The organism is Streptomyces sp. NBC_00503 (genome assembly GCF_036346895.1).
GTDB lineage: Bacteria > Actinomycetota > Actinomycetes > Streptomycetales > Streptomycetaceae > Streptomyces.
In genome coordinates this window covers 5695263-5718897 of record NZ_CP107855.1, presented here as the reverse complement: position 1 = coordinate 5718897, position 23635 = coordinate 5695263, and the positions used below count along the sequence as shown (strand labels likewise).

General features: G+C 70.5%; 24 protein-coding genes, 5 tRNA genes and 1 pseudogene. 5 read left to right on the top strand and 25 right to left on the bottom strand.

Annotated elements, in window-relative coordinates:
• Window positions 1–16: 16 nt before the first annotated feature.
• The 8 genes from rnc to OG490_RS26540 all read right to left on the bottom strand — a co-directional run bounded on the left by rnc (window position 17) and on the right by OG490_RS26540 (window position 8086).
• The gene (gene rnc / locus OG490_RS26575) at window positions 17–859 is read right to left on the bottom strand and encodes a ribonuclease III (RefSeq protein ID WP_330298779.1); all 843 of its coding nucleotides are present in this window, start codon (window positions 857–859) and stop codon (window positions 17–19) included.
• A gap of 19 nt (window positions 860–878) precedes the next feature.
• Entirely contained in the window at window positions 879–1052 is a 174-nt protein-coding gene (rpmF, locus tag OG490_RS26570) for a 50S ribosomal protein L32 (protein ID WP_003965982.1), read from the bottom strand.
• Between the two features lie 2 nt (window positions 1053–1054).
• Window positions 1055–1702 (bottom strand): YceD family protein, encoded by a 648-nt coding sequence (locus OG490_RS26565; RefSeq protein WP_330301079.1) that lies wholly within the window; start codon window positions 1700–1702, stop codon window positions 1055–1057.
• Between the two features lie 152 nt (window positions 1703–1854).
• A complete protein-coding gene (locus OG490_RS26560; RefSeq protein WP_330298778.1) occupies window positions 1855–2895 on the bottom strand; it encodes a cell division initiation protein in 1041 nt (346 codons plus the stop codon).
• Between the two features lie 118 nt (window positions 2896–3013).
• On the bottom strand, window positions 3014–3493 hold the full coding sequence (coaD, locus tag OG490_RS26555) for a pantetheine-phosphate adenylyltransferase (RefSeq protein WP_330301078.1): 480 nt from the start codon (window positions 3491–3493) through the stop codon (window positions 3014–3016).
• 29 nt (window positions 3494–3522) lie between these two features.
• Window positions 3523–4101, bottom strand: coding sequence for a 16S rRNA (guanine(966)-N(2))-methyltransferase RsmD (gene rsmD / locus OG490_RS26550; protein WP_330298777.1), 579 nt, complete (start codon window positions 4099–4101; stop codon window positions 3523–3525).
• 62 nt (window positions 4102–4163) lie between these two features.
• Window positions 4164–6380 carry an ATP-dependent DNA helicase RecG gene (recG, locus tag OG490_RS26545; RefSeq protein ID WP_330298776.1) on the bottom strand — a complete coding sequence of 739 codons (2217 nt, stop codon included), beginning with the start codon at window positions 6378–6380 and terminating at the stop codon, window positions 4164–4166.
• 26 nt (window positions 6381–6406) lie between these two features.
• Window positions 6407–8086 (bottom strand): DAK2 domain-containing protein, encoded by a 1680-nt coding sequence (locus tag OG490_RS26540; protein WP_443065880.1) that lies wholly within the window; start codon window positions 8084–8086, stop codon window positions 6407–6409.
• A 243-nt stretch (window positions 8087–8329) separates the two neighbouring features.
• Between OG490_RS26540 and rpmB the strand changes: the two genes are divergently transcribed.
• Window positions 8330–8515: a 50S ribosomal protein L28 gene (gene rpmB / locus OG490_RS26535; protein ID WP_073911113.1), complete on the top strand. Its 186-nt coding sequence runs from the start codon at window positions 8330–8332 to the stop codon at window positions 8513–8515.
• Between the two features lie 133 nt (window positions 8516–8648).
• Here the strand turns inward: rpmB and thiD are convergent, their stop codons facing one another.
• Both thiD and OG490_RS26525 read right to left on the bottom strand, forming a co-directional pair.
• The gene (gene thiD / locus OG490_RS26530; protein ID WP_330298775.1) at window positions 8649–9449 is read right to left on the bottom strand and encodes a bifunctional hydroxymethylpyrimidine kinase/phosphomethylpyrimidine kinase; all 801 of its coding nucleotides are present in this window, start codon (window positions 9447–9449) and stop codon (window positions 8649–8651) included.
• On the bottom strand, window positions 9446–10429 hold the full coding sequence (locus OG490_RS26525; RefSeq protein WP_330298774.1) for a thiamine-phosphate kinase: 984 nt from the start codon (window positions 10427–10429) through the stop codon (window positions 9446–9448). The genes thiD and OG490_RS26525 overlap by 4 nt, the downstream gene beginning before the upstream one ends.
• Window positions 10430–10674: 245 nt before the next feature.
• On the opposite strand from OG490_RS26525, the gene OG490_RS26520 reads away from it, so the two are divergent.
• Together OG490_RS26520 and OG490_RS26515 are read left to right on the top strand one after the other, a co-directional pair.
• Complete coding sequence (locus OG490_RS26520; RefSeq protein WP_112450218.1) at window positions 10675–10908, top strand: Lrp/AsnC ligand binding domain-containing protein; 234 nt, start codon at window positions 10675–10677, stop codon at window positions 10906–10908.
• Window positions 10909–10928: 20 nt separating this feature from the next.
• On the top strand, window positions 10929–11432 hold the full coding sequence (locus tag OG490_RS26515; protein ID WP_330298773.1) for a DUF3515 family protein: 504 nt from the start codon (window positions 10929–10931) through the stop codon (window positions 11430–11432).
• Window positions 11433–11562: 130 nt separating this feature from the next.
• On the opposite strand, the gene OG490_RS26510 is transcribed toward OG490_RS26515, so the two are convergent.
• From OG490_RS26510 to OG490_RS26500, 3 genes are read right to left on the bottom strand one after another with little or no spacing between them, the layout of a single operon-like run.
• Complete coding sequence (locus tag OG490_RS26510; protein ID WP_330298772.1) at window positions 11563–12720, bottom strand: D-alanine--D-alanine ligase family protein; 1158 nt, start codon at window positions 12718–12720, stop codon at window positions 11563–11565.
• A 39-nt stretch (window positions 12721–12759) separates the two neighbouring features.
• Window positions 12760–13770 carry an NAD(P)H-dependent glycerol-3-phosphate dehydrogenase gene (locus OG490_RS26505; RefSeq protein ID WP_330298771.1) on the bottom strand — a complete coding sequence of 337 codons (1011 nt, stop codon included), beginning with the start codon at window positions 13768–13770 and terminating at the stop codon, window positions 12760–12762.
• On the bottom strand, window positions 13767–14519 hold the full coding sequence (locus OG490_RS26500) for a lysophospholipid acyltransferase family protein (RefSeq protein ID WP_330298770.1): 753 nt from the start codon (window positions 14517–14519) through the stop codon (window positions 13767–13769). Before OG490_RS26500 ends, OG490_RS26505 begins: the two co-directional genes overlap by 4 nt.
• A 176-nt stretch (window positions 14520–14695) precedes the next feature.
• Here OG490_RS26500 and cofC point away from each other — a divergent pair.
• Window positions 14696–15358: pseudogene (cofC, locus tag OG490_RS26495) on the top strand (2-phospho-L-lactate guanylyltransferase); the annotation flags it as partial.
• 318 nt (window positions 15359–15676) lie between these two features.
• Here the strand turns inward: cofC and OG490_RS26490 are convergent.
• The 4 genes from OG490_RS26490 to leuC all read right to left on the bottom strand — a co-directional run bounded on the left by OG490_RS26490 (window position 15677) and on the right by leuC (window position 18891).
• Window positions 15677–16357 carry an HU family DNA-binding protein gene (locus OG490_RS26490; protein ID WP_330298769.1) on the bottom strand — a complete coding sequence of 227 codons (681 nt, stop codon included), beginning with the start codon at window positions 16355–16357 and terminating at the stop codon, window positions 15677–15679.
• Between the two features lie 145 nt (window positions 16358–16502).
• The gene (locus OG490_RS26485; protein WP_330298768.1) at window positions 16503–16730 is read right to left on the bottom strand and encodes a hypothetical protein; all 228 of its coding nucleotides are present in this window, start codon (window positions 16728–16730) and stop codon (window positions 16503–16505) included.
• A gap of 137 nt (window positions 16731–16867) precedes the next feature.
• Window positions 16868–17461 carry a 3-isopropylmalate dehydratase small subunit gene (leuD, locus tag OG490_RS26480; protein WP_330298767.1) on the bottom strand — a complete coding sequence of 198 codons (594 nt, stop codon included), beginning with the start codon at window positions 17459–17461 and terminating at the stop codon, window positions 16868–16870.
• A gap of 5 nt (window positions 17462–17466) precedes the next feature.
• Window positions 17467–18891: a 3-isopropylmalate dehydratase large subunit gene (gene leuC / locus OG490_RS26475; protein ID WP_330298766.1), complete on the bottom strand. Its 1425-nt coding sequence runs from the start codon at window positions 18889–18891 to the stop codon at window positions 17467–17469.
• Window positions 18892–19075: 184 nt separating this feature from the next.
• On the opposite strand from leuC, the gene ndgR reads away from it, so the two are divergent.
• Entirely contained in the window at window positions 19076–19792 is a 717-nt protein-coding gene (ndgR, locus tag OG490_RS26470) for an IclR family transcriptional regulator NdgR (RefSeq protein ID WP_112450208.1), read from the top strand.
• Window positions 19793–19964: 172 nt separating this feature from the next.
• Here the strand turns inward: ndgR and OG490_RS26465 are convergent.
• The 8 genes from OG490_RS26465 to OG490_RS26430 all read right to left on the bottom strand — a co-directional run bounded on the left by OG490_RS26465 (window position 19965) and on the right by OG490_RS26430 (window position 23626).
• Window positions 19965–20037: transfer RNA gene (locus OG490_RS26465), tRNA-Glu, on the bottom strand.
• 22 nt (window positions 20038–20059) lie between these two features.
• Window positions 20060–20131 (bottom strand) — tRNA-Gln (locus OG490_RS26460).
• A gap of 24 nt (window positions 20132–20155) precedes the next feature.
• Window positions 20156–20228: transfer RNA gene (locus OG490_RS26455), tRNA-Glu, on the bottom strand.
• Between the two features lie 61 nt (window positions 20229–20289).
• A tRNA-Glu gene (locus OG490_RS26450) sits at window positions 20290–20362 on the bottom strand.
• A gap of 26 nt (window positions 20363–20388) precedes the next feature.
• Window positions 20389–20460, bottom strand: a tRNA-Gln gene (locus OG490_RS26445).
• A gap of 86 nt (window positions 20461–20546) precedes the next feature.
• On the bottom strand, window positions 20547–21275 hold the full coding sequence (locus OG490_RS26440; RefSeq protein WP_330298765.1) for an HAD family hydrolase: 729 nt from the start codon (window positions 21273–21275) through the stop codon (window positions 20547–20549).
• Window positions 21276–21351: 76 nt separating this feature from the next.
• Entirely contained in the window at window positions 21352–22827 is a 1476-nt protein-coding gene (gltX, locus tag OG490_RS26435; protein ID WP_330298764.1) for a glutamate--tRNA ligase, read from the bottom strand.
• Window positions 22820–23626: a fumarylacetoacetate hydrolase family protein gene (locus OG490_RS26430; protein ID WP_330298763.1), complete on the bottom strand. Its 807-nt coding sequence runs from the start codon at window positions 23624–23626 to the stop codon at window positions 22820–22822. The genes gltX and OG490_RS26430 overlap by 8 nt, the downstream gene beginning before the upstream one ends.
• Window positions 23627–23635: the final 9 nt, after the last annotated feature.

Sequence of the window (23635 nt, the reverse complement as noted above, 5' to 3'; positions counted from 1 at the left end):
AATCCCGAAGGAAGCGTCAGGCTCCCGGTGTCGGGTCGGCGGGCGTCTGCGCCCCGCCTTCCCCGGCATCGGTACCGGTCACAACGACCGGAGCGGCAGCGTTCGGGGCTTGCGCCCCGAGCCGCTCGTCCGCCTTGGCGCGGATCCCGCGCCAAGCGGACTCCGCCGCCTGCTGTTCGGCTTCCTTCTTGCTGCGGCCGGTGCCGGTGCCGTACGAGACACCACCGACGCGGGCGGCAGCGGTGAAGGTCTTCTCGTGGTCCGGACCGGTCTCGGTGACCAGGTATTCCGGCACACCAAGACCTTCGGCCGCCGTCAGCTCCTGGAGACTGGTCTTCCAGTCCAGGCCGGCACCGAGGTTGGAGGACTTCTCGATGAGCGGGTCGAAGAGCCGGTGAACCAGCTCCGAGGCCGCGTCGAGGCCCTGATCGAGGTAGACCGCGCCGATCACCGCTTCAAGGGTGTCGGCGAGAATGGAGGCCTTGTCCCGGCCACCCGTACCCTCTTCGCCCCGGCCGAGCCGGACGAAGGAGCCGAGTTCGAGGCCGCGCCCGACCTCCGCAAGTGCGCGTGAGTTGACTACCGCGGCCCGCAGTTTGGCCAGTTGGCCTTCCGGCAGATCGGGGTGGGTCGTGTACAGCGTGTCCGTGACCACCAGGCCCAGCACGGAGTCCCCAAGGAACTCCAGCCGCTCGTTGGTGGGCAGACCGCCGTTCTCGTACGCGTACGAACGGTGGGTCAGTGCACGCACCAGAAGGGCGGACTCGAGGTGGTACCCGAGCCGCCCTTCCAGAAGCGTGTGGGACGAGGCCGCGTTCTTACTGTCTGCCTGCTTCTCAGCGTTGGACAGCTCAGACATTGCGCCTCTCACCAGCCGCTCAGACCTCGAGGACCTGGCGCTTGTTGTAGGTGCCGCAGCTCGGGCACGCAATGTGCTGGAGCTTCGGCTCCTGGCAACGCTCACACGAAACCAGGGTGGGGACCGCAGCCTTCCACTGCGACCGGCGGTGGCGCGTGTTGCTGCGCGACATCTTCCGCTTCGGAACAGCCACGGCTACTTCTCCTGCTTCTCGGCGGCGCGCTGAACTCCGTCGGAGGCAGTGCCGCTCATATTGTCCTTCTCGACGCCCTGATCGGTGACGAGTCCCTGCAGTGCCGCCCAACGGATGTCGACGGCGTCATGGTGGTGGTCCGGGTCGTCGTTCAGGCTGAGCCCGCAATCGGGGCACAGTCCGAGACAGTCCTCCCGGCACACCGGCTGCAGCGGCAGTGCGAGCACTACCACGTCGCGCAGCACGGGTTCGAGGTCGAACAAGCCGTCCTCGATAAAGAGCGTGTCCTCGTCGTCCTCGGCGTCGTCGGCCGGCTCCGCCTTCGAGCGGTTCCGGTCGTCGGCGTCAGGGTACGAGAACATCTCCTGGAAGTCCGCCTTGAGCTCGCGCTCGACGGCCTCCAGACACCTTACGCATTCTCCCACGGCCGATCCACGGGCGGTGCCTGTGACAAGCACCCCTTCCATGACCGACTCGAGGCGGAGCTTGAGGTTCAGCCGGCTGCCTTCCGGCACTCCGATGACTCCGGCGAGACCGAGGTCCCCCGGCGCCGCGATTTCGCGGGACAGCCTGAGCATGGCACCAGGACGCCGACCCAGCTCGTGCGTGTCGAACACGAGGGGGTTGTGGTGGTCGAGGCGGGTATTCAGGGCTGTTCCTGCTTTCACAAAATCACTGGAGACTGCTGAAGATCAATACTTCCGCCACTCATGGGCAGCATGGATCGCGGTGCATACGCGCGACCGAAGAGCCAGGATACCCGCCGCTTCGCTCTGAGCCCAATCCGCGTGCGGAGCGGAGGTCAGCGGCCCTGCTCGTACTGGCGCAGCTGGTCGAGGTTGATCATGCTGGTGTCGAAGAAGCTGGTCTCGTCGAGCGCCGCCTGCTGGTCCTGGGCGCCCTGGTGCTGCTGCTGGTAGCCCGCATACGGGTCCGGCTGCTGCTGCTCGTAGGAGACGGCATACGGATCCGGCTGCTGCTGGACCTGCTGGTAGCCGGAGTAGGGGTCCTGGTAGCCGTAGGCGGCGTCCTGCTGGACCGGCTGCTGGTAGGCGTACGTGTCGTACGCGGGCTCCGGCTGCGCCTGCATCTGCGCGGGGATCAGCGGGGCCTCCGGCTCGGCGAGCCCGGCCAGGAAGTCGGCGTTGCTCTCCGAGCGGGACTGCTGGAGCCCCGCCGCGTCCTGGGCGGCCATGTGCGCGCCGAGGTCGTCCGTGCCCACCCGGCCGAGGAGCTTCTGGCGGCCCCGGCCGACGGCCTCCAGGGTCTTGGAGAGCACCGCCTCGAAGGTGGCCAGCTTGGTGTCCACGTACGCGTCCGCCTGCTGCCGCTGCGTCTCGGGGTCGTGGCTGCGCTCGGGCGCCTCGGCGTCGGGGTAGCCCTGCTCGTCGAGCCCGGCCCCCCGGCCCAGGAGCTTCTCGCGGCCCCGGTCCACCGAGCCGATGGTCTTGGTCAGGACGACCTCGAAGTTGGCGAGCTTGCTGTCGACGTAGTCGTCGGCCTCGGCCCGGACCTCCTCGGCCTCCCGGCGGGCATCCGCCAGGATCCGGTCGGCCTCGTCCTGGGAGCGCCGGGCGACCTCGGTGTCGGAGATCAGCGAACCGCGCTGGGCGTGCGCCGACTCGATGATCCGGTCCGCCTCCCGGCGGGCCTCCTCGACCATCTGCTCCCGGCCGCCGATGAGCTCCTGCGCCTGGGCGAGCGAGCCCGGCAGGGCTCCCCGTACCTCTTCGAGGAGGGCGAGCAGCTCGGCACGGTTGATCACGCACGAGGCCGACATGGGCATGGACCGGGCGCTGCCGACGGCCGCGACGATCTCGTCGAGCTTCTTCTGCACGTCCATGGGGGCTCGCACTCTCTCGGCCTCGGGCGGTTCCCGAGACGGACGGGAAGACTTTAAGGCCACCGGACCGGGAGCCGACACCGGCTGATGCGGCGTCAGGGATTCCGGCGGCCGGACCTCAGCGGTTGGCCAGCCGCTCCATCAGGGCGGCGTGCACGTGGGCGGGCAGCAGGTGGGCCACGTCTCCGCCCCAGGTCGCCACTTCCTTGACCAGTGAGGAGGACAGGAAGCTGTAGGTGGGGTTGGTCGGGACGAAGAGCGTCTCGACGCCCGAGAGCCCCATGTTCATCTGGGCCATCTGGAGCTCGTAGTCGAAGTCGCTCACCGCGCGCAGGCCCTTGACGATGGCCGGGATCTCGCGCTGCTTGCAGAAGTCGACGAGGAGCCCGTGGAAGGCCTCGACCTCGATGTTGCCGTAGCCGGCGGTCGCTTCGCGGATCAGCTCGATCCGCTCCTCGACGGTGAAGAGTCCCTGCTTGGACTGGTTGATCATCACGGCGACGTGGACCACGTCGTAGAGCCGGGAGGCCCGGCCGATGATGTCGAGGTGTCCGTTGGTGATGGGGTCGAACGACCCGGGACAGACGGCGCGGCGCAACTTGATTCCCTCGCTCCCCGGTACGGGATTCATGACTCTTCGCTGATGGTGGCGGCTCGGCCGTACCAAAGGGTGCCTTCGCCGTACTTCCTGGACCGCAGCGACTCGAAGCCCTCGGGCCACGGAAACGCGCCACTCCTCGTCCTGCGCTCCACGGTGACGAGCGCATCGCCCGTGAGCCAGCCATTGGACCGGAGTGTGAGCAGGATCTCGCGAAGATCGTCGTGCGCCACCTCGTAGGGCGGGTCCAGGAAGACCACGTCGTACGGGTCCCCGTGCGCGGGAACGGCCGCGATCTGCTCGGCCCTGCCCGACCGGAACTCGGCGCCGGACAGGCCGACCGAGGTGATGTTGGCCTTGATGGCCTTGGCCGCCTTGGCGTCGGGCTCGACCAGCAGTGCGTGCCCCGCACCGCGGGAGAGCGCCTCCAGGCCGACGGCGCCGGAGCCCGCGTAGAGGTCGAGCACCCGGGCCCCCTCGATGCCGTGCAGCGACTCCCACGTGGAGAAGAGGCCTTCGCGCATCCGGTCCGAGGTCGGGCGGGTGCCGGTGCCGGGCGGTACGACGAGGCGTCGCCCGCCTGCGCTTCCGGCGATCACGCGGGTCATCTGGGGTCCTTCGGTGGGGGCGAGCAGAGGAGGTACAGGGCTTCAACGATAGGTCGTGCCGCTCACCCCTTCTCCAGGTACTGCTCCCGTTCGGTGTCCAGGAGGGCGTCCAGGGCGGTCTTGAGGCCCGGCAGTCCCGCGAGCTCCGGATCGGCGGCGACCACGCGGGTGGCCTCCTCGCGGGCCTGGGTGATGACCTCCTCGTCCTCGATGACCGCGAGCATCCGCAGGGAGGAGCGGACCCCGGACTGGGCCTGGCCCAGTACGTCGCCCTCGCGGCGCTGCTCCAGGTCGATGCGGGAGAGCTCGAAGCCGTCGAGGGTGGCGGCGACGGCGGCGAGCCGGGCCCGGGCGGGGCTGGCCTCGTGCATCTCGCTGACCAGCAGGCACAGTCCGGGTGCGGAGCCGCGGCCGACGCGGCCGCGCAGCTGGTGGAGCTGGGAGACGCCGAAGCGGTCCGCGTCCATGATCACCATGACGGTGGAGTTGGGGACGTTGACCCCGACCTCGATGACGGTGGTGGCGACGAGGACCTTGACCTCGCCCGCGGTGAAGCGGCGCATGACGGCGTCCTTGTCGCCGGGATCCATCCGCCCGTGCAGCACCTCGACGGACAGTCCGGCGAGGGGGCCGCGGGTGAGCTGTTCGGCGATCTCCAGCACCGCGAGCGGGGGGCGCTTGTCGCCGTCCTCCTCGGCAGCCTTCTTCTTGGCGGCCTTGCCGTTCTTCGGATCGTCCTCGTCGTCCCCGATGCGCGGGCAGACCACGTACGCCTGGTGCCCGTTCTCGACTTCCTCGCGGACCCGCTCCCAGGCGCGGGCCAGGAAGTGCGGCTTGTCCTTGGCGGGCACCACGTGGGTGGCGATCGGGGAGCGTCCGGCCGGCAGCTGGTCCAGGACGGAGGTCTCCAGATCGCCGAAGACGGTCATGGCCACCGTGCGCGGGATCGGGGTCGCGGTCATGACGAGCAGGTGCGGGGGCTGCTTGCCCTTGGAGCGCAGTGCGTCGCGCTGCTCCACGCCGAAGCGGTGCTGCTCGTCGACGACGACCAGGCCGAGGTCGTGGAACTTGACCTTGTCCTCGATGAGGGCGTGGGTGCCGATGACGATCCCGGCCTCACCGGTGACCAGGTCGAGCAGGGCCCGGCGCCGCGCGGGCACTCCCATCGACCCGGTGAGCAGCACCACCTTGGTGCCCTGGTCGAACCCGCCGAGCATGCCGCCTTCGGCGAGTTCGCCCATCATCTCGGTGATGGACCGGTGGTGCTGCTGGGCGAGCACTTCGGTGGGCGCGAGCATCGCGGCCTGCCCGCCGCTGTCCACGACGGCGAGCATGGCCCGCAGGGCGACCATGGTCTTTCCGCTTCCGACCTCTCCCTGGAGGAGGCGGTGCATGGGGTGGTCGGTGGCGAGGTCGTCGAAGATCTCCTTCGAGACGGTCTCCTGGCCTTCGGTGAGGGTGAAGGGGAGCTTGGCGTCGAAGGAGTCGAGGAGGCCGCCGGGGGTGGGGCGGCGCGGGACGGCGGGGAGTTGGGAGTCGGCGTGCCGGCGGCGGGCGAGGGCCACCTGGAGGACGAAGGCCTCGTCCCACTTGAGGCGCGCGCGGGCGTCCTCGATGTCGGCCTTGGTGGCCGGGCGGTGGATCTTGAGCAGGGCTTCGGTGAGCGGTACCAGTCCGCGGCCCTCGCGCAGGGCGGGCGGCAGCGGGTCCACGGCCTCCTGGACGCTCGGCAGGACCGCGTCCACGCATTTGGCGATCTTCCAGGACTCCATCTGCTTGCAGGCGGGGTAGATGGGGATCAGCTGGTTGGCGAAGGCGGCCGCCGCATCGGTCTCTCCGGCTTCCGCGCCGAGGGGTTCGTACGCGGGGTGGGAGAGCTGGAGCTTGCGGTTGAACATCCCGACCTTGCCCGCGAACATCGCGCGGCTGCCGGGCAGCAGTTCCTTGTGCGGTTTGTGGACGCCCGAGCCGAAGAAGACGAGCTGGAGCCGGCCGCTGCCGTCGGTGATGGTGACTTCGAGGCGTTTGCCGCCGCCGCGGCTGCCCTGGTAGGTCAGCAGGCGGGCGTCGGCGACCTGCGCGACCACGGTGACGTGCTCGTCGATCTGGTCGGCGAGCTCGGCCAGCGAGGTCAGCTCGCCGCGCTCGGCGTAGCGCCGTGGGTAGTGGTGGAGCAGGTCCAGGGCCGTGTGCAGGCCGAGCTGCTCGGCGAGCACCTTCGCGGTGGCGGGGCCGAGGGTCTTCTTGAGGTCTTCGTCGAGCGCGGGCACGTGTTCCATTGCACACCATGGCTCCGACAACCCGGCTATTCCACCCCGATGAGCAGCGGCGCCGACCCGCGGCCGCCCCGGTAGGTCACGGTGTCGACGGCCAGGTGGGACTGCTGGACGTACGCCTCCAGGCGCGCGGCCAGCGTGTCCGGCACCTCGGGTCCCAGGACCAGGGTGACGAGTTCGCCGCCGGAGCCGAGCATCCGGGCCAGGACGGCCTCGGCGGTCCCGGGCAGGTCCGGGCCGATGACGGCGACGTCCCCGTCGATGAGGCCGAGCACGTCGCCGGCCTGGCAGATGCCGGCGGAGGTGAAGGACTGCCGTTCGGCCACGGCGAGTTCGCCGTAGCGGGTGGCGCCGGCGGCCGCGGTCATGGCGACCACGTCCTCGTCGAAGGTGCCCTCGGGGTCGTGGACGGCGAGCGCGGCCAGGCCCTGGACCTCGGAGCGGGTGGGGATGACGGCGACCCGTACGCCGTCGGCGCGGGCCTGTTCGGCGGCGGCGGCGGCGACCGCCCGCAGTTCGGCGGAGTTGGGCAGGAGCACGATCTCGCGGGCGTGCGCCCGGCGGACGGCCGCCAGCAGTTCGGCGACGGCCGGGGGTCCGTCGGGCCGTGCGAGCAGGGTGGTGGCCCCGGCCTCCCCGCACAGTCCGGCCAGTCCCTCGCCCTGGACCACGGCGACGACGGCCCGTTGGGCGCGCTCGCCGCGGGTCCGGCGCCGCTCGTCGCCGAAGTGCGTGATGCGGATCCGGTAGGGCCGTCCGGCGACCACTCCGGCCTCCACGGCCGCGCCGGGGTCGTCGACGTGGACGTGGACGTTCCACAGCCCGTCGCCGCCGACGACGACGAGGGAGTCGCCGAGTCCGTCGAGCCGGGTGCGCAGCTCCGCGACCCGCGCCTCGGCGGCCTCCAGCAGGTAGACCACCTCGTACGCGGGTCCACCCAGGTCCTCCGCGCAGGGCTCCGGCGGCCGCGGTACGGGCACGGCCCGGCCGCGTACCGGCTCGTCGGCGGGCTCCTGTCCGGACAGGGCCTGCCACAGGGCTCCGAGTACGGCGACCAGTCCGCAGCCCCCGGCGTCGACCACCCCGGCCCGGCCCAGCGCGGCCAGCTGTCCCGGGGTCTCGGCGAGGGCGGCGCGGGCCGCGTCGTAGGCGGCCGCGGCCACGTCGGCGACGGAACCGGCGGCTGCCTCGGCGACCGCGGCGGCCCGCGCGGCGGTGGTGGCGACGGTGAGCATGGTGCCCTCCACCGGGTGCGCGACGGCCTGGTACGCCTCCTCGGCGGCCCGGGTCAGCGCCTGGGCCAGCAGCCGGGCGGGCCCGCGCCCTGCGGGTTCGTCCGCGAGCACGTCGGCCACTCCGCGCAGCAGCTGCGCGAGGATCGTCCCGGAGTTGCCCCGGGCGCCTATCAGGGCTCCGTGCGCGAAGGCCCGTACGGCTTCGGGGAGGGAGGTTCCCGCTGTGCCGTCCGTCACGCCCGCGAAGACGTCCGCGAGCTCCCGGTCGGCGGATTCGGCGGTCAGGTAGAGGTTGGTCCCGGTGTCCGCGTCGGCGACGGGGTAGACGTTGATCGCGTCGATGTCCTCGCGCGCCCGGCCCAGTGCGGCCAGGGCCAGCGTGCTCCAGGTGCGCACCGCTTCGGCGTCGAGGGCGTCGCGCTCGACGGGCTCGTCAGCCTCGTTGAGGGGTTGCGGTTGCGGCTCGTGCGCCACCGGGCGTTCCTCCTTGTGCGGGCCAGGGTTCACCGCAGGGTAACGAAGGACTGCCGGGAGGGCGGGACCCCGGGGCGGGGGCAGCGGCGGACATGGTAGTTTTCTTGGACCGAGGCAGTCGTTGTATGCTGCTCCGGTTGCCCGATGAGAGTCGGGCCATCCCCCCGGCAAACCACCTTCAGATCCCTGATACCGGTGCGCCGGGATTCACTGTAAGTGCATCTGAAGTCTTTGGAGTGACCTGTGGCTGCCAACTGCGACGTTTGCGCCAAGGGGCCGAGCTTCGGCAACAGCATTTCCCACTCGCACCGCCGCACCTCGCGTCGCTGGAACCCGAACATCCAGCGTGTCCGTGCCGTGGTCAATGGGACGCCGAAGCGCCTCAACGCCTGCACCTCGTGCATCAAGGCCGGCAAGGTCTCGCGCTGACGCCTTCCGTCGTAGCGCAGCCCTTTCCGGTTGCCCGAGAGGCCGGTCCACCTTGGTGGACCGGCCTCTTGCATTGCCTGAAACGCCTGTAGGGGTGGGTCACCGACTTCGGTGACCCACCCCTACAGGCGTTTCAGCGCCACCGCCACGCGTGGTCCACCGGTCCGATGCCCGCGCCGAGCGCGAAGCCGGCCGCGATGGCTCCCGTGACGTACTCCTTGGCCGCCGTGACGGCCTCCGGGACCGGCAGGCCCTTGGCCAGGCCCGCCGCGATGGCGCTGGCGAGGGTGCAGCCGGTGCCGTGCGTGTGCCGGTTGTCGTGGCGGGGGGCCCGCAGCCAGCGCTCCTCGGTGCCGTCCGTCAGCAGGTCCACGGCTTCGTTCCCGTGGGCCGCGAGGTGGCCGCCCTTGATCAGCGCCCAGGCGGGCCCGTACCCGAGGACCGCGTCGGCGGCCCGGCGCATGTCGTCCTCGCTCTCCACGACGACTCCGGTGAGCTGGGTCACCTCGTCCAGGTTCGGGGTGGCGACGGTGGCCCGGGGCAGGAGTTCCTTGCGTACGGCGTCCAGCGCCGTGGCGGCGAGCAGCGCGTCCCCGTGCTTGGAGACGCCGACCGGGTCCACGACGGCCGGGGCGCCGGTTCCCGCGAGCAGTTCGGCCACCGTCTCCACGAGCCCGGCCGAGGACAGCATCCCGGTCTTGACGGCCTGGACCCCGATGTCGTCCACCACGGCCCTGTACTGGCCCCTGACGGCCTCCGGGGGCAGTTCCCAGACCCCTTTGACGCCGAGCGAGTTCTGCGCGGTCACAGCGGTCACCACGCTCATGCCGTGGACCCCGAGCGCCAGCATCGTCTTGAGGTCGGCCTGGATGCCCGCGCCGCCGCCGGAGTCGGATCCGGCCACGGTCAGGCACAGGGGCGGCTGGGCACTCACAGCGAGTGGTCCTCGACGGCCGGGTCGGCGCCGAAGTGGTCCCAGCCGCCGGTGCTGGTCCAGGGGGCGCCGTCGACCGTCACCTGGGGCAGCGCGGAGCGGTTCTGGACCTCTCCGATGACCTTCCAGCGGGCCGGGAGCTTCACGTCGGGCGGGAAGGTGGCCACGATGGCGTGGTCCTCTCCCCCGGTGAGGACCCACTGGAGCGGGTCCACGCCGACGGCCTGGCCGATGTCGTGCATCTGCGAGGGGATGTCGACGGCCGCCGAGCGCAGGTCGATCCGTACCTTGCTGGCCTCGGCGATGTGCCCGAGGTCGGCGATCAGGCCGTCGCTGACGTCGGTCATGGCGGTGGCGCCGAGTCCGGCGGCCGCGGGGCCCGCGTGGTACGGCGGCTCCGGCCGCCGGTGGGCCTCCACGAAGGCCCGCGGGGAGCGGAAGCCGCGCGAGAGGACCGCGAATCCGGCCGCGGACCAGCCGAGCCAGCCCGTGACGGCCACGACGTCGCCGGGCTGGGCGCCGGAGCGCAGCACGGGTTCGTGGTTGCGCAGGTCGCCGAGTGCGGTGATGGCCACGGTGATCACGTCGCCGCGGACCACGTCGCCGCCGACCACGGCCGCCCCGGCGACCTGGCATTCGTCGCGGATGCCGTCCATCAGCTCGGTGGGCCAGGTGACCGGCAGCTCCGCCGGGACGACGAGGCCGAGCAGCAGCGCGGTCGGCACCGCGCCCATGGCGGCGATGTCGGCGAGGTTCTGCGCGGCGGCCTTGCGGCCGACGTCGTAGGCGGTGGACCAGTCGCGCCTGAAGTGCCGGCCCTCCAGCAGGATGTCCGTGCTCGCCACGACCCGCCGGTCGGGGGCCGACACGACCGCGGCGTCGTCGCCCGGTCCGAGCCGGACCGCCGGGGTGGTGGTGAGCCGTGAGGTGAGCTCTCGAATGAGCCCGAACTCCCCCAGCTCGCCCACAGTGCCCTTCATCGCTGTGCCCCTTCTTGCCCAGTCCGCTTGCGGTCGCGAGCCGTCACAGCTCTGGGTACCGTCAACAGATACGTCAACTTCTGCTCTCCGTACGCCCCGCTCTGCGCGCTGCCGGGCCCCCGGGTCTCCCCGCGGCGCTCGGCGACGCGGTACCGTGGCGTCCCTTCTTCCCCGGGCCCACCCGTCATCCCCGGGCCCACCCGAAGGGTAGGGGAAATGATCCTCGCAGCCGCCCTGGAGGTTCCGTGGTACAGGCGTACATCCTCATTCAGACCGAGGTGGGCAAGGCGTCGTTCGTCGCCGAGTCCATCGCGCAGATCGCGGGGGTGATCCAGGCCGAGGACGTGACGGGCCCGTACGACGTGATCGTGCGCGCCCAGGCCGACACCGTGGACGATCTCGGCCGCATGGTCGTCGCCAAGGTCCAGCAGGTGGAGGGGATCACCCGCACCTTGACCTGCCCGGTGGTCCATCTGTAGCCCCCGTCTACTCTTGGCCGGTGAAGTCCCGACACAGCCGGCGTTCGTCTCTGCTCTGCGCTCTGCCCGCGCTGGCCGCCTCGGCGGCCCTCGCGGGCTGTTCCCCGTCCCCGGGTGGCGCGGAGGCCCGGGTGGATCCGCCGCCCGCACCGCCCGCCGATGTCGCGGGCTTCTGTGCGGCGCTCCACAAGGAACTCCCCGACACGGTGGCCGGTCTGGCCGGGACTCCGGCGGTGCCGGCTTCCGACCTGACCGCCGCGTGGGGCGGCTCGGCGATCGTACTGCGGTGCGGTATCGCCAAGCCCGCGAAGATGGCGGATCCGGAGCAGGACGGCGTCGAGGTCAACGGTGTCGGCTGGCTTCTGGAGAAGCTGGACGACGGCGGCTTCCGGTTCACCACCGGGCTGCGGCTGGCGTACACGGAGGTCCGGGTCGACAAGGAGCATGCCACGGATGCGGGGATGCTGGTGGGCCTGTCCGCGGCGATCGCCAAGACCGTCCCGGAGGGGATCGCCTCCTACTGAGCCCGCGCCGGGCCTCACGGCCCCGCACGAGGCCCCGTACCCGCTCACGAAGGACCGCCCGCCGACCATCCTTTTCAGGGGGCCGGCGGGCGGTCCTTGTGCGTGTGTACGGCGCTTCGTGCCCGAGCGGCTAGCGCAGCCCGGTGGAGCGGCGCAGGGCTGCCTGGATCAGGCGGTCCACCAGCTCCGGGTACTCGATGCCCGACTCCTGCCACATGCGCGGGTACATGGAGATCGGGGTGAAGCCCGGCATCGTGTTGATCTCGTTGATGACGAAGGTGCCGTCTTCGGTGAGGAAGAAGTCGGCGCGCACCAGGCCCTCGCAGGACGCGGCGTCGAAGGCCTCGATCGCGAGCTTCTGGACCTCGGCGGTCTGCTCCGGGGTGAGCGGGGCGGGCACGAGTCCGGAGGCCGAGTCGATGTACTTCGCCTCGAAGTCGTAGAAGTCGTGGCTGGAGACCGGCGGGATCTCGGCGGGCACGCTCGCGCGCGGACCGTCCTCGAACTCCAGGACTCCGCACTCGATCTCGCGGCCGCGCAGCAGCGCCTCCACGATGATCTTCGGGTCGTGGCGGCGGGCCTCGCGGATCGCCGCGTCCAGCCCGGAGGCGTCGTCGACCTTGGTGATGCCGATCGAGGACCCGGCGCGGGCGGGCTTGATGAACAGCGGCCAGCCGTGCTCGCCGGCGAACTCCGCGATGCGGCCCAGCGCACCCTCGCGGTCGTTCTCCCACTCGCGGGGGCGGATCGTCACGTACGGGCCGACGCGCAGCCCGAAGGACGTGAAGACCCGCTTCATGTAGTCCTTGTCCTGGCCGACGGCCGAGGCGAGGACGCCGGAGCCGACGTACGGGATGCCGGAGAGTTCCAGGAGGCCCTGGAGGGTGCCGTCCTCGCCGTACGGGCCGTGCAGGACGGGGAAGACCACGTCCACCTCGCCCAGGGCCTTGGGGACGGCGCCCGGCTCGGTGTAGACGACCTCGCGGCTGGCCGGATCGACGGAGAGCACGACGGTGCCCTCCTCGGATTCGGCGAGCTGCCCCACATCGGGGAGCTTGCCGCCGGAAATGGCCATCCGGGAGGGCTCGTCGGAGGTCAGCGCCCATCGGCCGTCCGTGGTGATGCCGATGGGCAGCACCTCGTACTTGGAACGGTCGATGGAGCGCAGCACGGCGCCCGCGGTGACCACGGAGATGGCGTGTTCCGAGCTGCGGCCGCCGAACACGACGGCCACGCGGGGCTTGCGGCCCTGCTGCTCAGGGGTCTGGGGGAGGTTCTCGCTGCTCATATCGCCACGAGGGTACCCGCTCACGCGTCCGGAAAGCAGTCAGCGCCGTTCCGGTTTGGCGCTGCGGCCCATGAGTTCCTTGAGCGCGACCAGGGTGGGCTTGCCGTGGTGGACGATGTCGACCACCGTGTCGGTGATCGGCATGTCCACTCCGTGGCGGCGGGCCAGATCGGCCACGGACAGGCAGGACTTGACGCCTTCGGCGGTCTGCTTGGTGACCGCGATGGTCTCCTCCAGGGTCATCCCGCGGCCCAGGTTGGTGCCGAAGGTGTGGTTCCGGGAGAGCGGCGAGGAGCAGGTGGCGACGAGGTCGCCGAGGCCAGCGAGGCCGGAGAAGGTCAGCGGGTCGGCGCCCATCGCCAGGCCCAGCCGGGTGGCTTCGGCCAGGCCGCGGGTGATGAGGGAGCCCTTGGTGTTGTCGCCCAGGCCCATGCCGTCCGCGATGCCGACGGCGAGGCCGATGACGTTCTTGACGGCGCCGCCGAGCTCGCAGCCGACGACGTCGGTGCTCGTGTACGGGCGGAAGTACGGGGTGTGGCAGGCGGCCTGGAGTCGCTGGGCGACGGCCTCGTCCACGCAGGCGACCACGGAGGCGGCGGGCTGCCTGGCGGCGATCTCGCGGGCCAGGTTGGGCCCGGTGACGACCGCGACGCGGGAGGCGGGGACCTTGGCCACCTCTTCGACGACCTCGCTCATCCGCTTGGCCGTGCCGAGTTCGACGCCCTTCATCAGGGAGACGAGCACGGTGTCGGGGGCGAGCAGCGGTGCCCAGTCGGCGAGGTTGCCGCGCAGGGTCTGCGAGGGGATGGCGAGGACCGTGAAGTCGGCGCCGCGCGCGGCTTCGGCCGGGTCGGTGGTGGCGCGGATGTTCGCGGGGAGTTCCACGTCGGGGAAGTAGTCCGGGTTGGTCCGGCCGCTGTTGATGGCGTCGACGAGCTCCTGGCGGCGGCCCCACAGGACCACCTCGCAGCCGGCGTCGGCGAGCACCATGGCGAAGGCCGTGCCCCAGGAGCCGGTTCCGAATACGGCTGCCTTCACGGGACGTGTCACTTGTTGCCCTCCCCCGCGGCCTTGCGCCGCTGTTCCAACCTGGCCTTGCGATGGTCGTACGGCTGCTCGGGCGCGGTCTCGCCGCGCAGTTCCTCCAGCAGCCCGGTGATGGCCGCCATGATGACCTCGGTGACCTCCTTGAGCACTTCCGGGGTGGGTTCCCGGTCGTAGTACGCGGAGAGGTCCACGGGCGGTCCCGCGAGCACCTGGAGGGTTTTGCGCGGGAACAGGCTGAGCTTGTTCTCCTTGGCGTAGGGCGGCATCGCGAGGTTCGCGCCCCACTGGGCCACCGGAATGACCGGGGCCTTCGTCAGCAGCGCCACCCGGGCGGCGCCGGTCTTGCCGGCCATCGGCCAGATGTCGGGATCGCGGGTGAGGGTGCCCTCCGGATAAAAGGCCACGCATTCACCGCGCTCGATCGCGTCCACGGCGGCCCGGAATGCGTCCAGGGCGTTGGTGGACTCCCGGTAGACGGGGATCTGGCCGGAGCCGCGCAGGATCGCACCGACAATCGGCACCTCGAAGAGGGCCGCCTTGCCGAGCAATCGGGGCACCCGGCCGGTGTTGTACTGGAAGTGCGCGTAGGAGAGCGGGTCCAGATACGAGTTGTGATTGACGGCGGTGATAAATCCGCCCTCGGCCGGAATGTGTTCCATTCCCCGCCAGTCCCGCTTGAAGAGCACTACCAGCGGCGGTTTCGCGATGGCCGCCGCAAGGCGGTACCAGAAGCCGATTCTGCGGCGGGACACTCGGACACCTTCCTCTAGGACCGGTGCGCGGCTTGGGCACCTCGGGGCCGGACAAGTGTCGCCCGGGGTCCGGTCTCTGTCGAGAACACCGTACGCCCCGCACACCCCGACCAGGCCCCGGGCCGTCCGGCATGAGGTGACAATGGGCCCACGCATGACCTGGCCATGACCCGTACATGGTCTACGCAGCTGCGCGAGCGCACCGGAGGAAGGGGTCGGTCACGAACGCCGTCTGGAGTCTGGTGGTCCCGCTGAAGCCTCTGGCCGTGGCCAAGAGCCGCCTGGCGCGGGCGGTGGGGGCGTCCCGGCCGGGGCTGGCCCTGGCGTTCGCGCTGGACACCGTCGCGGGGGCGCTGGCCTGCGCGGCGGTCGCGGATGTGGTGGTCGTCACGGACGATCCGGCGGCCGGGGCGGAACTGGCCCGGCTGGGGGCGCGGATCGTCCCGGACGCCCCGGGCGCGGGGCTCAACGCGGCGCTGGCCCACGGGGCGCGGGAGATACGCGCGGGCCGGCCGCGGGCGGCGGTGGCCGCGATGAACGCGGATCTGCCCGCGCTGCGGCCTCCCGAATTGCTACGCGTGCTCGATACCGCTTCGGCATTTCCCCGGGCATTTCTGGCGGATGCGGCGGGAATCGGGACGACCTTGCTTTCCGCTGCGCCGGACGTGGAATTGGCCCCCTCGTTCGGCGGTCCGTCGCGGGCCCGCCATTCGGCTTCGGGGGCGGTGGAAATGGCCCTCTCCGGCGTGGACAGCGTGCGCCGGGACGTGGACACGGCGGCGGACCTGCGCACGGCCCTCACCCTCGGCGTGGGCCGCCATACGGCCCGATACAGTGCCCGTATGCAGGCGACCGCGTACACGTACGACTCCCAGACCCGCAGCGGCAGTGTGCTGCTGGACGACGGCACCCCGGTGCCCTTCGAGGCCCCGGCCTTCGACGCGGGCGGCCTGCGGCTGCTGCGCCCCGGGCAGCGGGTCCGGATCGAGACGGACGGCGAGGGCGCGGGCCTGCGGATCACCCTGGTCACGCTGCAGACGTTCTGACCCCTGCCCGGCGGCCTCCCGGGGACGCGGGGCGGCCGACCGCGCCGGGACGCACCGCGGGCCGGCTTCCCCTGACGTGGGGAAGCCGGCCCGTCGTGTGTGACTCGTGCCCTACTTGGTCTTGCGGGCGGTGGTCTTCTTCGCGGTGGCCTTGCGCGTCGCCGTCTTCTTGGCGGGCGCCTTCGTCGCTGCGGTGACCTTCTTGGCCGCCGGCGCGGTCTTCTTCGCCGTGGCGGTGGCCTTCTTCGCCGTCGCGACAGCCTTCTTGACCGTGGCCTTCTTGGCCGCGGGGGCGGCCTTCTTCGCCACTGCGGTCTTCGCGACCGCCTTCTTGGCGGTGGCCGTGGTCTTCTTCGCGGCGGTCTTCTTCGCGACCGTGGTCTTGGCCGCGGCCGCCGCCTTCTTGGCGGGTGCGGCCTTCTTCGCGGCGGCCTTCTTGACCGTCGCCGAAGCGCCACCCGTGAGGCTGCCCTTGGGCGCCTTCTTCACGGACACCTCGCCACCCTTGGGGAGCTTCTTGGTACCGCTGACCAGGTCCTTGAAGCCCTGACCCGCGCGGAAGCGCGGCACCGAGGTCTTCTTGACCCGGACGCGCTCACCCGTCTGCGGGTTGCGGGCGTAGCGGGCCGGGCGGTCGACCTTCTCGAACGAGCCGAAGCCCGTGACCGAGACCCGGTCGCCCGCGACGGTCGCGCGGACGATGGCGTCCAGTACCGCGTCGACAGCGTCCGCGGCCTGCTGACGGCCGCCCAGCTTGTCGGCAATCGCTTCTACGAGCTGCGCCTTGTTCAACGTCTTCCCCTTCGGAGACTTCGCCAGAACGAATGTGTTCAAGCTTATTTCGCACGTTAGGCGGATATATACCGCAAATCAAACACGAAACGGGCTTATCACCCTAGTGCCGCAACGCTGTAGGCCGTTACGGAGTTCCTTCGCATCAGTCGCCTTCAGGGAATCGACCCTCGTCGAGGTCCTTCATCAACCTGTCCAGGCGCACTGCCGCATCGGCGAGATCGTGCTTCGCCGCGGCAGTGACGACCAACAGCTTCCGGGTCAGCGCCATCCTTACGCCCTCCGGGACTTGCAGTGAGCGCACCCGTGTGTGTGCTTCTTTCAATCGGTCCGCGACAAGTTCGTAGAGCTTAAGTTGACTGTCGCGTTCCATGCACAGATTGTGCCATCTGGGGCGAGTTGTCGCCTCACGGGGCCTCAACACACAGCTGTGCCCCCTGCCGGACGGCAGGGGGCACAGTGTTGCCTATGTGATCACCCGAAGGCGAATAAGCGCTGATCAGGCAGGAATCACGCCTGAATCGTGCGCGGCTTGTAGGCAGGCCGGGCGCTTTCATAGGTGGTGATGTCGGCTTCGTTCTGAAGGGTGAGCGAGATGTCGTCCAGCCCCTCCAGCAGCCTCCAGCGGGCGTTGTCGTCGAGTTCGAACTCGGCCACGACGCCTTCGGCTCGGACCTGGCGGTCGACCAGGTCGACCGTGATCTCGGCGGTGGGGTCGGCCTCGGTCAGCTTCCACAGCTGCTCGACGGTCTCCTGCGGCAGGACGACGGTCAGCAGACCGTTCTTCAGCGAGTTGCCGCGGAAGATGTCGGCGAAGCGGGAGGAGATGACCGTCTTGAAGCCGAAGTTCTGCAGGGCCCATACGGCGTGTTCGCGCGAGGAGCCGGTACCGAAGTCGGGGCCGGCGACCAGGACGGTCGCGCCCGCGCGCTCCGGGCGGTTCGTGACGAACTCCGGGTCCTTGCGCCAGGCCTCGAAGAGCCCGTCCTCGAACCCGTCGCGGGTGATCTTCTTCAGCCAGTGGGCGGGGATGATCTGGTCGGTGTCGACGTTGCTGCGGCGCAGCGGGACGGCCCGGCCGGTGTGGGTGGTGAAGGCTTCCATCGTTCTCAGACTCCGGCGGTCGCGGTGGCGTCGGACAGGTCGGCGGGCGAGGCCAGATGGCCCAGCACCGCGGTGGCGGCGGCCACCTGCGGGGAGACCAGGTGGGTGCGCCCGCCCTTGCCCTGCCGGCCCTCGAAGTTGCGGTTGGAGGTGGACGCGGAGCGCTCACCGGGCGCCAGTTGGTCGGGGTTCATGCCCAGACACATCGAGCAGCCCGCGTGCCGCCATTCGGCGCCGGCCTCCTTGAAGACCTTGTCCAGACCCTCGGCCACGGCCTGGAGGGCGACGCGGACCGAGCCGGGGACGACCAGCATCCGTACGCCGTCGGCGACTTTGCGGCCCTCGATGATGCCCGCGACGGCGCGCAGGTCCTCGATGCGGCCGTTGGTGCAGGAACCTACGAAGACGGTGTCGACCTTGATGTCGCGCAGCGGCTGTCCGGCGGTCAACCCCATGTACTCCAGGGCCTTTTCGGCGGCGTGGCGCTCCGAAGCGTCCTCGTACGAAGCCGGGTCGGGGACGTTGGCCGACAGGGGCGCGCCCTGGCCCGGGTTGGTGCCCCAGGTCACGAACGGCGAGAGCGTGGTGCCGTCGATGACGACCTCGGCGTCGAAGACCGCGTCCCCGTCGGTGTGCAGGGTCTTCCAGTACGCGACCGCCGCGTCCCAGTCCTCGCCCTTCGGGGCGTGGTCGCGGCCCTCCAGGTAGTCGAAGGTGGTCTGGTCGGGGGCGATCATGCCCGCGCGGGCGCCGGCCTCGATCGACATGTTGCAGATGGTCATGCGGGCTTCCATCGACAGGTTCTCGATGGCCTCGCCGCGGTACTCCAGGACGTAGCCCTGGCCGCCGCCGGTGCCGATCTTGGCGATGATCGCCAGGATCAGGTCCTTGGCGGTGACGCCGTCGGCCAGCGCGCCGGTGACGGTGATCGCCATCGTCTTGGGGCGGGCCAGCGGCAGCGTCTGCGTCGCCAGGACGTGCTCGACCTGGCTGGTGCCGATGCCGAAGGCCAGCGCGCCGAAGGCGCCGTGCGTGGAGGTGTGCGAGTCGCCGCAGACCACGGTGGTGCCCGGCTGGGTCAGGCCCAGCTGCGGGCCCACGACGTGGACGACACCCTGCTCGACATCGCCCAGCGAGTGCAGGCGTACGCCGAACTCGGCGCAGTTCTTGCGCAGCGTCTCCAGCTGGGCCCGGGAGACCGGGTCCGCGATCGGCTTGTCGATGTCGATCGTGGGGGTGTTGTGGTCCTCGGTCGCGATGGTGAGGTCGAGGCGTCGGACCTTGCGGCCTGCCTGGCGCAGCCCCTCGAAGGCCTGCGGGCTGGTCACCTCGTGCAGCAGGTGCAGATCGATGAAGAGGAGATCGGGCTCACCTTCGGCGCGCCTGACGACATGGTCGTCCCAGACCTTCTCCGCGAGTGTCCTACCCATCGCTTTCCCTCCGGCCGGCCGGTTGTGCCGGCGCTTGATAGAGATCTTGTGCGCCTGATCGCCCGTACCCCACGTCCCGGACGACGGCTCGGACCCAGTGGTTCGTGGACCCGCACATACAGACTCGCTGGTTCTTGGAAAAATTGAACTTGCGTTTCACAGTGTGAGACGCGAATATCGTTTCATGGACAACTCTAGCGGCGTCGGCGTTCTCGACAAGGCAGCTCTGGTATTGAGCGCACTGGAGTCCGGTCCGGCCACCCTCGCCGGGCTGGTCGCGGCGACAGGGCTCGCACGACCCACGGCACATCGCCTTGCCGTGGCACTGGAACACCACCGGATGGTGGCGAGGGACATGCAGGGCCGGTTCATCCTCGGACCGCGGCTGGCGGAGCTCGCCGCCGCGGCCGGCGAGGACCGCCTGCTGGCCACGGCCGGACCGGTGCTCACCCACCTCCGGGACGTCACGGGAGAGAGCGCGCAGCTCTACCGGCGTCAGGGCGACATGCGTATCTGTGTGGCGGCCGCCGAGCGGCTGTCCGGCCTGCGGGACACCGTCCCGGTGGGCTCGACACTGCCGATGAAGGCGGGCTCGGCCGCGCAGATCCTGATGGCCTGGGAGGAGCCCGAGCGGCTCCACCGCGGCCTGCAGGGCGCGCGCTTCACGGCGACGGCGCTCTCGGGCGTACGGCGTCGCGGCTGGGCGCAGTCGATCGGCGAGCGGGAGCCCGGTGTGGCCTCCGTCTCGGCGCCGGTGCGCGGCCCCTCCAACCGCGTGGTGGCCTCCGTATCGGTCTCCGGGCCGATCGAGCGGCTGACCCGGCACCCGGGGCGCATGCACGCCCAGGCCGTCATCGACGCGGCCGCACGCCTCACGGAGGCCCTGCGGCGCTCCAGCTGACCCGTCCCGTCTCCCACATCCACCCCCGGGCCCGGGGGCGCGTACGACGCCGCACACGTCCGAACGCGCGCCTCCGGGCCCGTACTTGTGCCCTGGTTGCGTCCGGGGACGGGCTGCGTCCGGGAACGCGAAGAGGCCCTCCGCGATGGACGCGGAGGGCCTCTTCGATGCGTACCCCCGACCGGATTCGAACCGGCGCTACCGCCTTGAGAGGGCGGCGTGCTAGGCCGCTACACAACGGGGGCTAGCTGTTACTGCGGTACTGCGCTGGGCTACCAGGACTCGAACCTAGAATAAGAGAACCAGAAACTCTCGTGTTGCCAATTACACTATAGCCCAATGGTCTAGACCAGCTAGACACCGTACCCCCGACCGGATTCGAACCGGCGCTACCGCCTTGAGAGGGCGGCGTGCTAGGCCGCTACACAACGGGGGCCCTAGCGATCCTGCATCAAAACATCCGGGTGCGACCCAAGAAATCTCACGGGAAGGATCTGTACCCCCGACCGGATTCGAACCGGCGCTACCGCCTTGAGAGGGCGGCGTGCTAGGCCGCTACACAACGGGGGCAAGCACTGCGTTACTGCTGAACTGCGCTGGGCTACCAGGACTCGAACCTAGAATAAGAGAACCAGAAACTCTCGTGTTGCCAATTACACTATAGCCCACCAAAACGCAAGCCCCTGAGGTACTTTCGTTCGGTTAGCGCCTCCGGTCCGGCCTTTCGGCCCGCTCGGGCGGCGCAGAAAGAACATTACCGGATGCCTGACCGTGCTCCAAAACGGGTATCCAAGGCCAGCAGCTCGGGGAGCCGTTCGAGTCCGGCGATCCGGTGCACGCCCTCGGGTCCCGGCCCTCGGAGGCCGTCGCGGTCGAGCCATACGGCGGTCAGCCCGGCGTCACGGGCGCCGCGCGCGTCGATCTCCGGCTGGTCCCCCACGTAGACCACCTCGTGCGGCTCCAGCGCGAGCTCCTCGCACGCCGCGAGGAAGGCCCCGGCCTCCGGCTTGCTGACGCCCAGCTCCACGGCGCACACGAGGACCTCGAAGCGGTCGCGCAGGCCGAGGTGGCGCAGCTTGGGGTCCTGGTTGACCACCGAGGAGTTCGAGAGCACCCCGTGCCGGTAGCCCTGCGCGAGGGCGTCCAGTGCGGGCACCACGTCGGGGAACAGCTCCCAGGCGGCCTGGTAGTGCCCCACGTACCGCCCGAACCAGTCGTCGGCGACGGCGTCGCTCATCCCGGGCTCCCCGAGGAACTCCCGCACCCGGTCGCGGCGCTGCCCCTGGAAGCTTCCCTCACCGGCGGCGAAGCGCTCCCAGTGCCGGTCGGTGATCCGCCGCCACAGGGCGAGCGCCTCGCGCGGGGCCCCGTACCGCTCGGCGACCCCCTCGGCGGCCAGGTGCGCGGCCAGCCCGGCCCGGTCGGCTCCGGTGTAGTCGAACAGGGTGTCGTCGATGTCCCACAGCACGGCGCGAATCGGCATACGGCCGACCCTACGCCGCAACGCCCCGGGGGCGGCAGCCTTTGCGGCTACCGCCCCCGGGGGATTGCTCGTACGGCTACGCGGCCAGCTTCGCCAGGGTCGCGTCGATGCGGGACAGGGAGCGGTCCTTGCCCAGGATCTCGAGGGACTCGAAGAGCGGCAGGCCGACCGTGCGGCCGGTGACGGCGACGCGGACCGGGGCCTGGGCCTTGCCGAGCTTGAGGCCGTGGGCCTCGCCGGCGGTGAGGACGGCCTGCTTGAGGGACTCCGGGTCGGACCAGTCGGCCGCGGCGAGGTTCTCACGGGCGGTGGTCAGCAGGGCCGCCGGCTCGCCCTTCATCGCCTTGTCCCACGAGGCCTGGTCCTCGACGGGCTCCTTGAGGAACAGGAAGTCCACGTTCGCGGTGATGTCCGAGAGGACCGTGACGCGGGTCTGGGCGTAGGGCGCGATGCGCTCCCAGGCGGCCGTGTCGAAGTCCTCGGGCGCCCAGTTGGCGTGCGGGGCCTGCAGCCACGGGGCGCAGGCGTCCGCGAAGGCCTTCGGGTCCAGCATCCGGATGTGGTCGCCGTTGATCGACTCGGCCTTCTTCAGGTCGAAGCGCGCCGGGTTCGCGTTGACGTCCGGGATGTCGAACTTCGCGACCATCTCCTCGATCGAGAAGATGTCCTGGTCCTTGGAGAAGGACCAGCCGAGGAGCGAGAGGTAGTTCAGCAGGCCCTCGGGGAGGAAGCCGCGCTCGCGGTACAGGTTGAGCGAGGCCTCGGGGTCGCGCTTGGAGAGCTTCTTGTTGCCCTCGCCCATCACGTACGGCAGGTGGCCGAAGGCCGGGACGGCCTTGGCGACGCCGAGCTCGATCAGGGCCCCGTAGAGCGCGATCTGGCGCGGGGTGGAGGACAGCAGGTCCTCGCCGCGCAGGACGTGGGTGATCTCCATGAGCGCGTCGTCGACCGGGTTGACGAGCGTGTACAGCGGGGCGCCGTTGGCCCGGACGATGCCGAAGTCCGGCACGTTCTCCGGGGTGAAGGTCAGCTCGCCGCGCACCAGGTCGGTGAAGGTGATCGGGGCGTCGGGCATCCGGAAGCGGACGATCGAGGTGCGGCCCTCGGCCTCGTACGCGGCCTTCTGCGCGTCCGAGAGGTCACGGCAGTGGCCGTCGTACCCGGAGGGCTTGCCGGCGGCGCGGGCGGCGTCGCGGCGGGCGTCGAGCTCCTCGGTGGTGCAGTAGCACCGGTAGGCGTAGCCGCCGTCCTGGAGCTTCTGCGCAACGTCCTTGTAGATGTCCATGCGCTCGGACTGGCGGTACGGGGCGTGCGGGCCGCCCACCTCGGGACCCTCGTCCCAGGTGAAGCCGAGCCAGCGCAGCGAGTCGAGCAGCTGTCCGTACGACTCCTCGGAGTCGCGGGCCGCGTCGGTGTCCTCGATGCGGAAGACGAACGTACCGCCGTGGTGGCGGGCGAACGCCCAGTTGAAGAGGGCGGTACGGACCAGGCCCACGTGGGGGTTGCCGGTCGGGGAGGGACAGAAACGTACGCGGGGGGTCGCGTTAGCCACGCTTGATCACCTTGTTGGTGAGAGTGCCGATGCCTTCGATGGTGACGGCGACCTCGTCGCCGACGTTGAGGGGGCCGACTCCGGCCGGGGTCCCCGTGAGGATGACGTCTCCGGGGAGCAGCGTCATGGCCTCGGTGATGTGGACGATCAGGTCTTCGATGGAGCGGACCATGTCGCTGGTGCGGCCGAGCTGGCGCTGTTCGCCGTTGACGGTGCACTGGATGGTCAGGTCGCTCGGGTCGAGTTCGGTCTCGATCCAGGGGCCGAGGGGGCAGGCGCTGTCGAATCCCTTGGCGCGGGCCCACTGCTTCTCGCGCTGCTGGACGTCGCGCGCGGTGACGTCGTTGGCGCAGGTGTAGCCGAGGATCACGTCCTTGACGCGCTCGCGCGGGACCTCGCGGCACATGCGGCCGATGACCACGGCGAGCTCCGCCTCGTGGTGGAGGTCCTGGGAGAAGGAGGGGTACGTGATCGGGTCGCCCGAGCCGACCACCGAGGTGGACGGCTTGAAGAAGGTGATGGGGGCGTCCGGACGGCCTTCACTGTCGAAGATGGCGTTCCCGAGCTCCGCCGCGTGCTCCGCGTAGTTGCGGCCGACGGCCACGATCTTGTTCGGGAGCACGGGCGGCAGCAGCCGGACCTTGCTCAGCGGGACCTTCGTGCCGGAGAGCTCGAAGTCCGCGAACGGGATGCCCTTGATGATGTCGAGGACGAGCTCACCTTCGGCGCCGAGGGCAGTACTGCCCTCGACCGCGCCGAACGCGACATTGCCGTCGATCGAGAACCTGGCGATGCGCACGTGTTGCGT

Coding starts and splice junctions, on each gene's coding strand:
- rnc (WP_330298779.1), bottom strand. CDS start 859: ATGTCTGAGCTGTCCAACGCTGAGAAGCAGGCAGACAGTAAGAACGCG.
- OG490_RS26560 (WP_330298778.1), bottom strand. CDS start 2,895: ATGGACGTGCAGAAGAAGCTCGACGAGATCGTCGCGGCCGTCGGCAGC.
- rsmD (WP_330298777.1), bottom strand. CDS start 4,101: ATGACCCGCGTGATCGCCGGAAGCGCAGGCGGGCGACGCCTCGTCGTA.
- recG (WP_330298776.1), bottom strand. CDS start 6,380: ATGGAACACGTGCCCGCGCTCGACGAAGACCTCAAGAAGACCCTCGGC.
- OG490_RS26525 (WP_330298774.1), bottom strand. CDS start 10,429: ATGAAGGGCACTGTGGGCGAGCTGGGGGAGTTCGGGCTCATTCGAGAG.
- OG490_RS26510 (WP_330298772.1), bottom strand. CDS start 12,720: ATGAGCAGCGAGAACCTCCCCCAGACCCCTGAGCAGCAGGGCCGCAAG.
- OG490_RS26485 (WP_330298768.1), bottom strand. CDS start 16,730: ATGGAACGCGACAGTCAACTTAAGCTCTACGAACTTGTCGCGGACCGA.
- leuD (WP_330298767.1), bottom strand. CDS start 17,461: ATGGAAGCCTTCACCACCCACACCGGCCGGGCCGTCCCGCTGCGCCGC.
- leuC (WP_330298766.1), bottom strand. CDS start 18,891: ATGGGTAGGACACTCGCGGAGAAGGTCTGGGACGACCATGTCGTCAGG.
- ndgR (WP_112450208.1), top strand. CDS start 19,076: ATGGACAACTCTAGCGGCGTCGGCGTTCTCGACAAGGCAGCTCTGGTA.
- OG490_RS26440 (WP_330298765.1), bottom strand. CDS start 21,275: ATGCCGATTCGCGCCGTGCTGTGGGACATCGACGACACCCTGTTCGAC.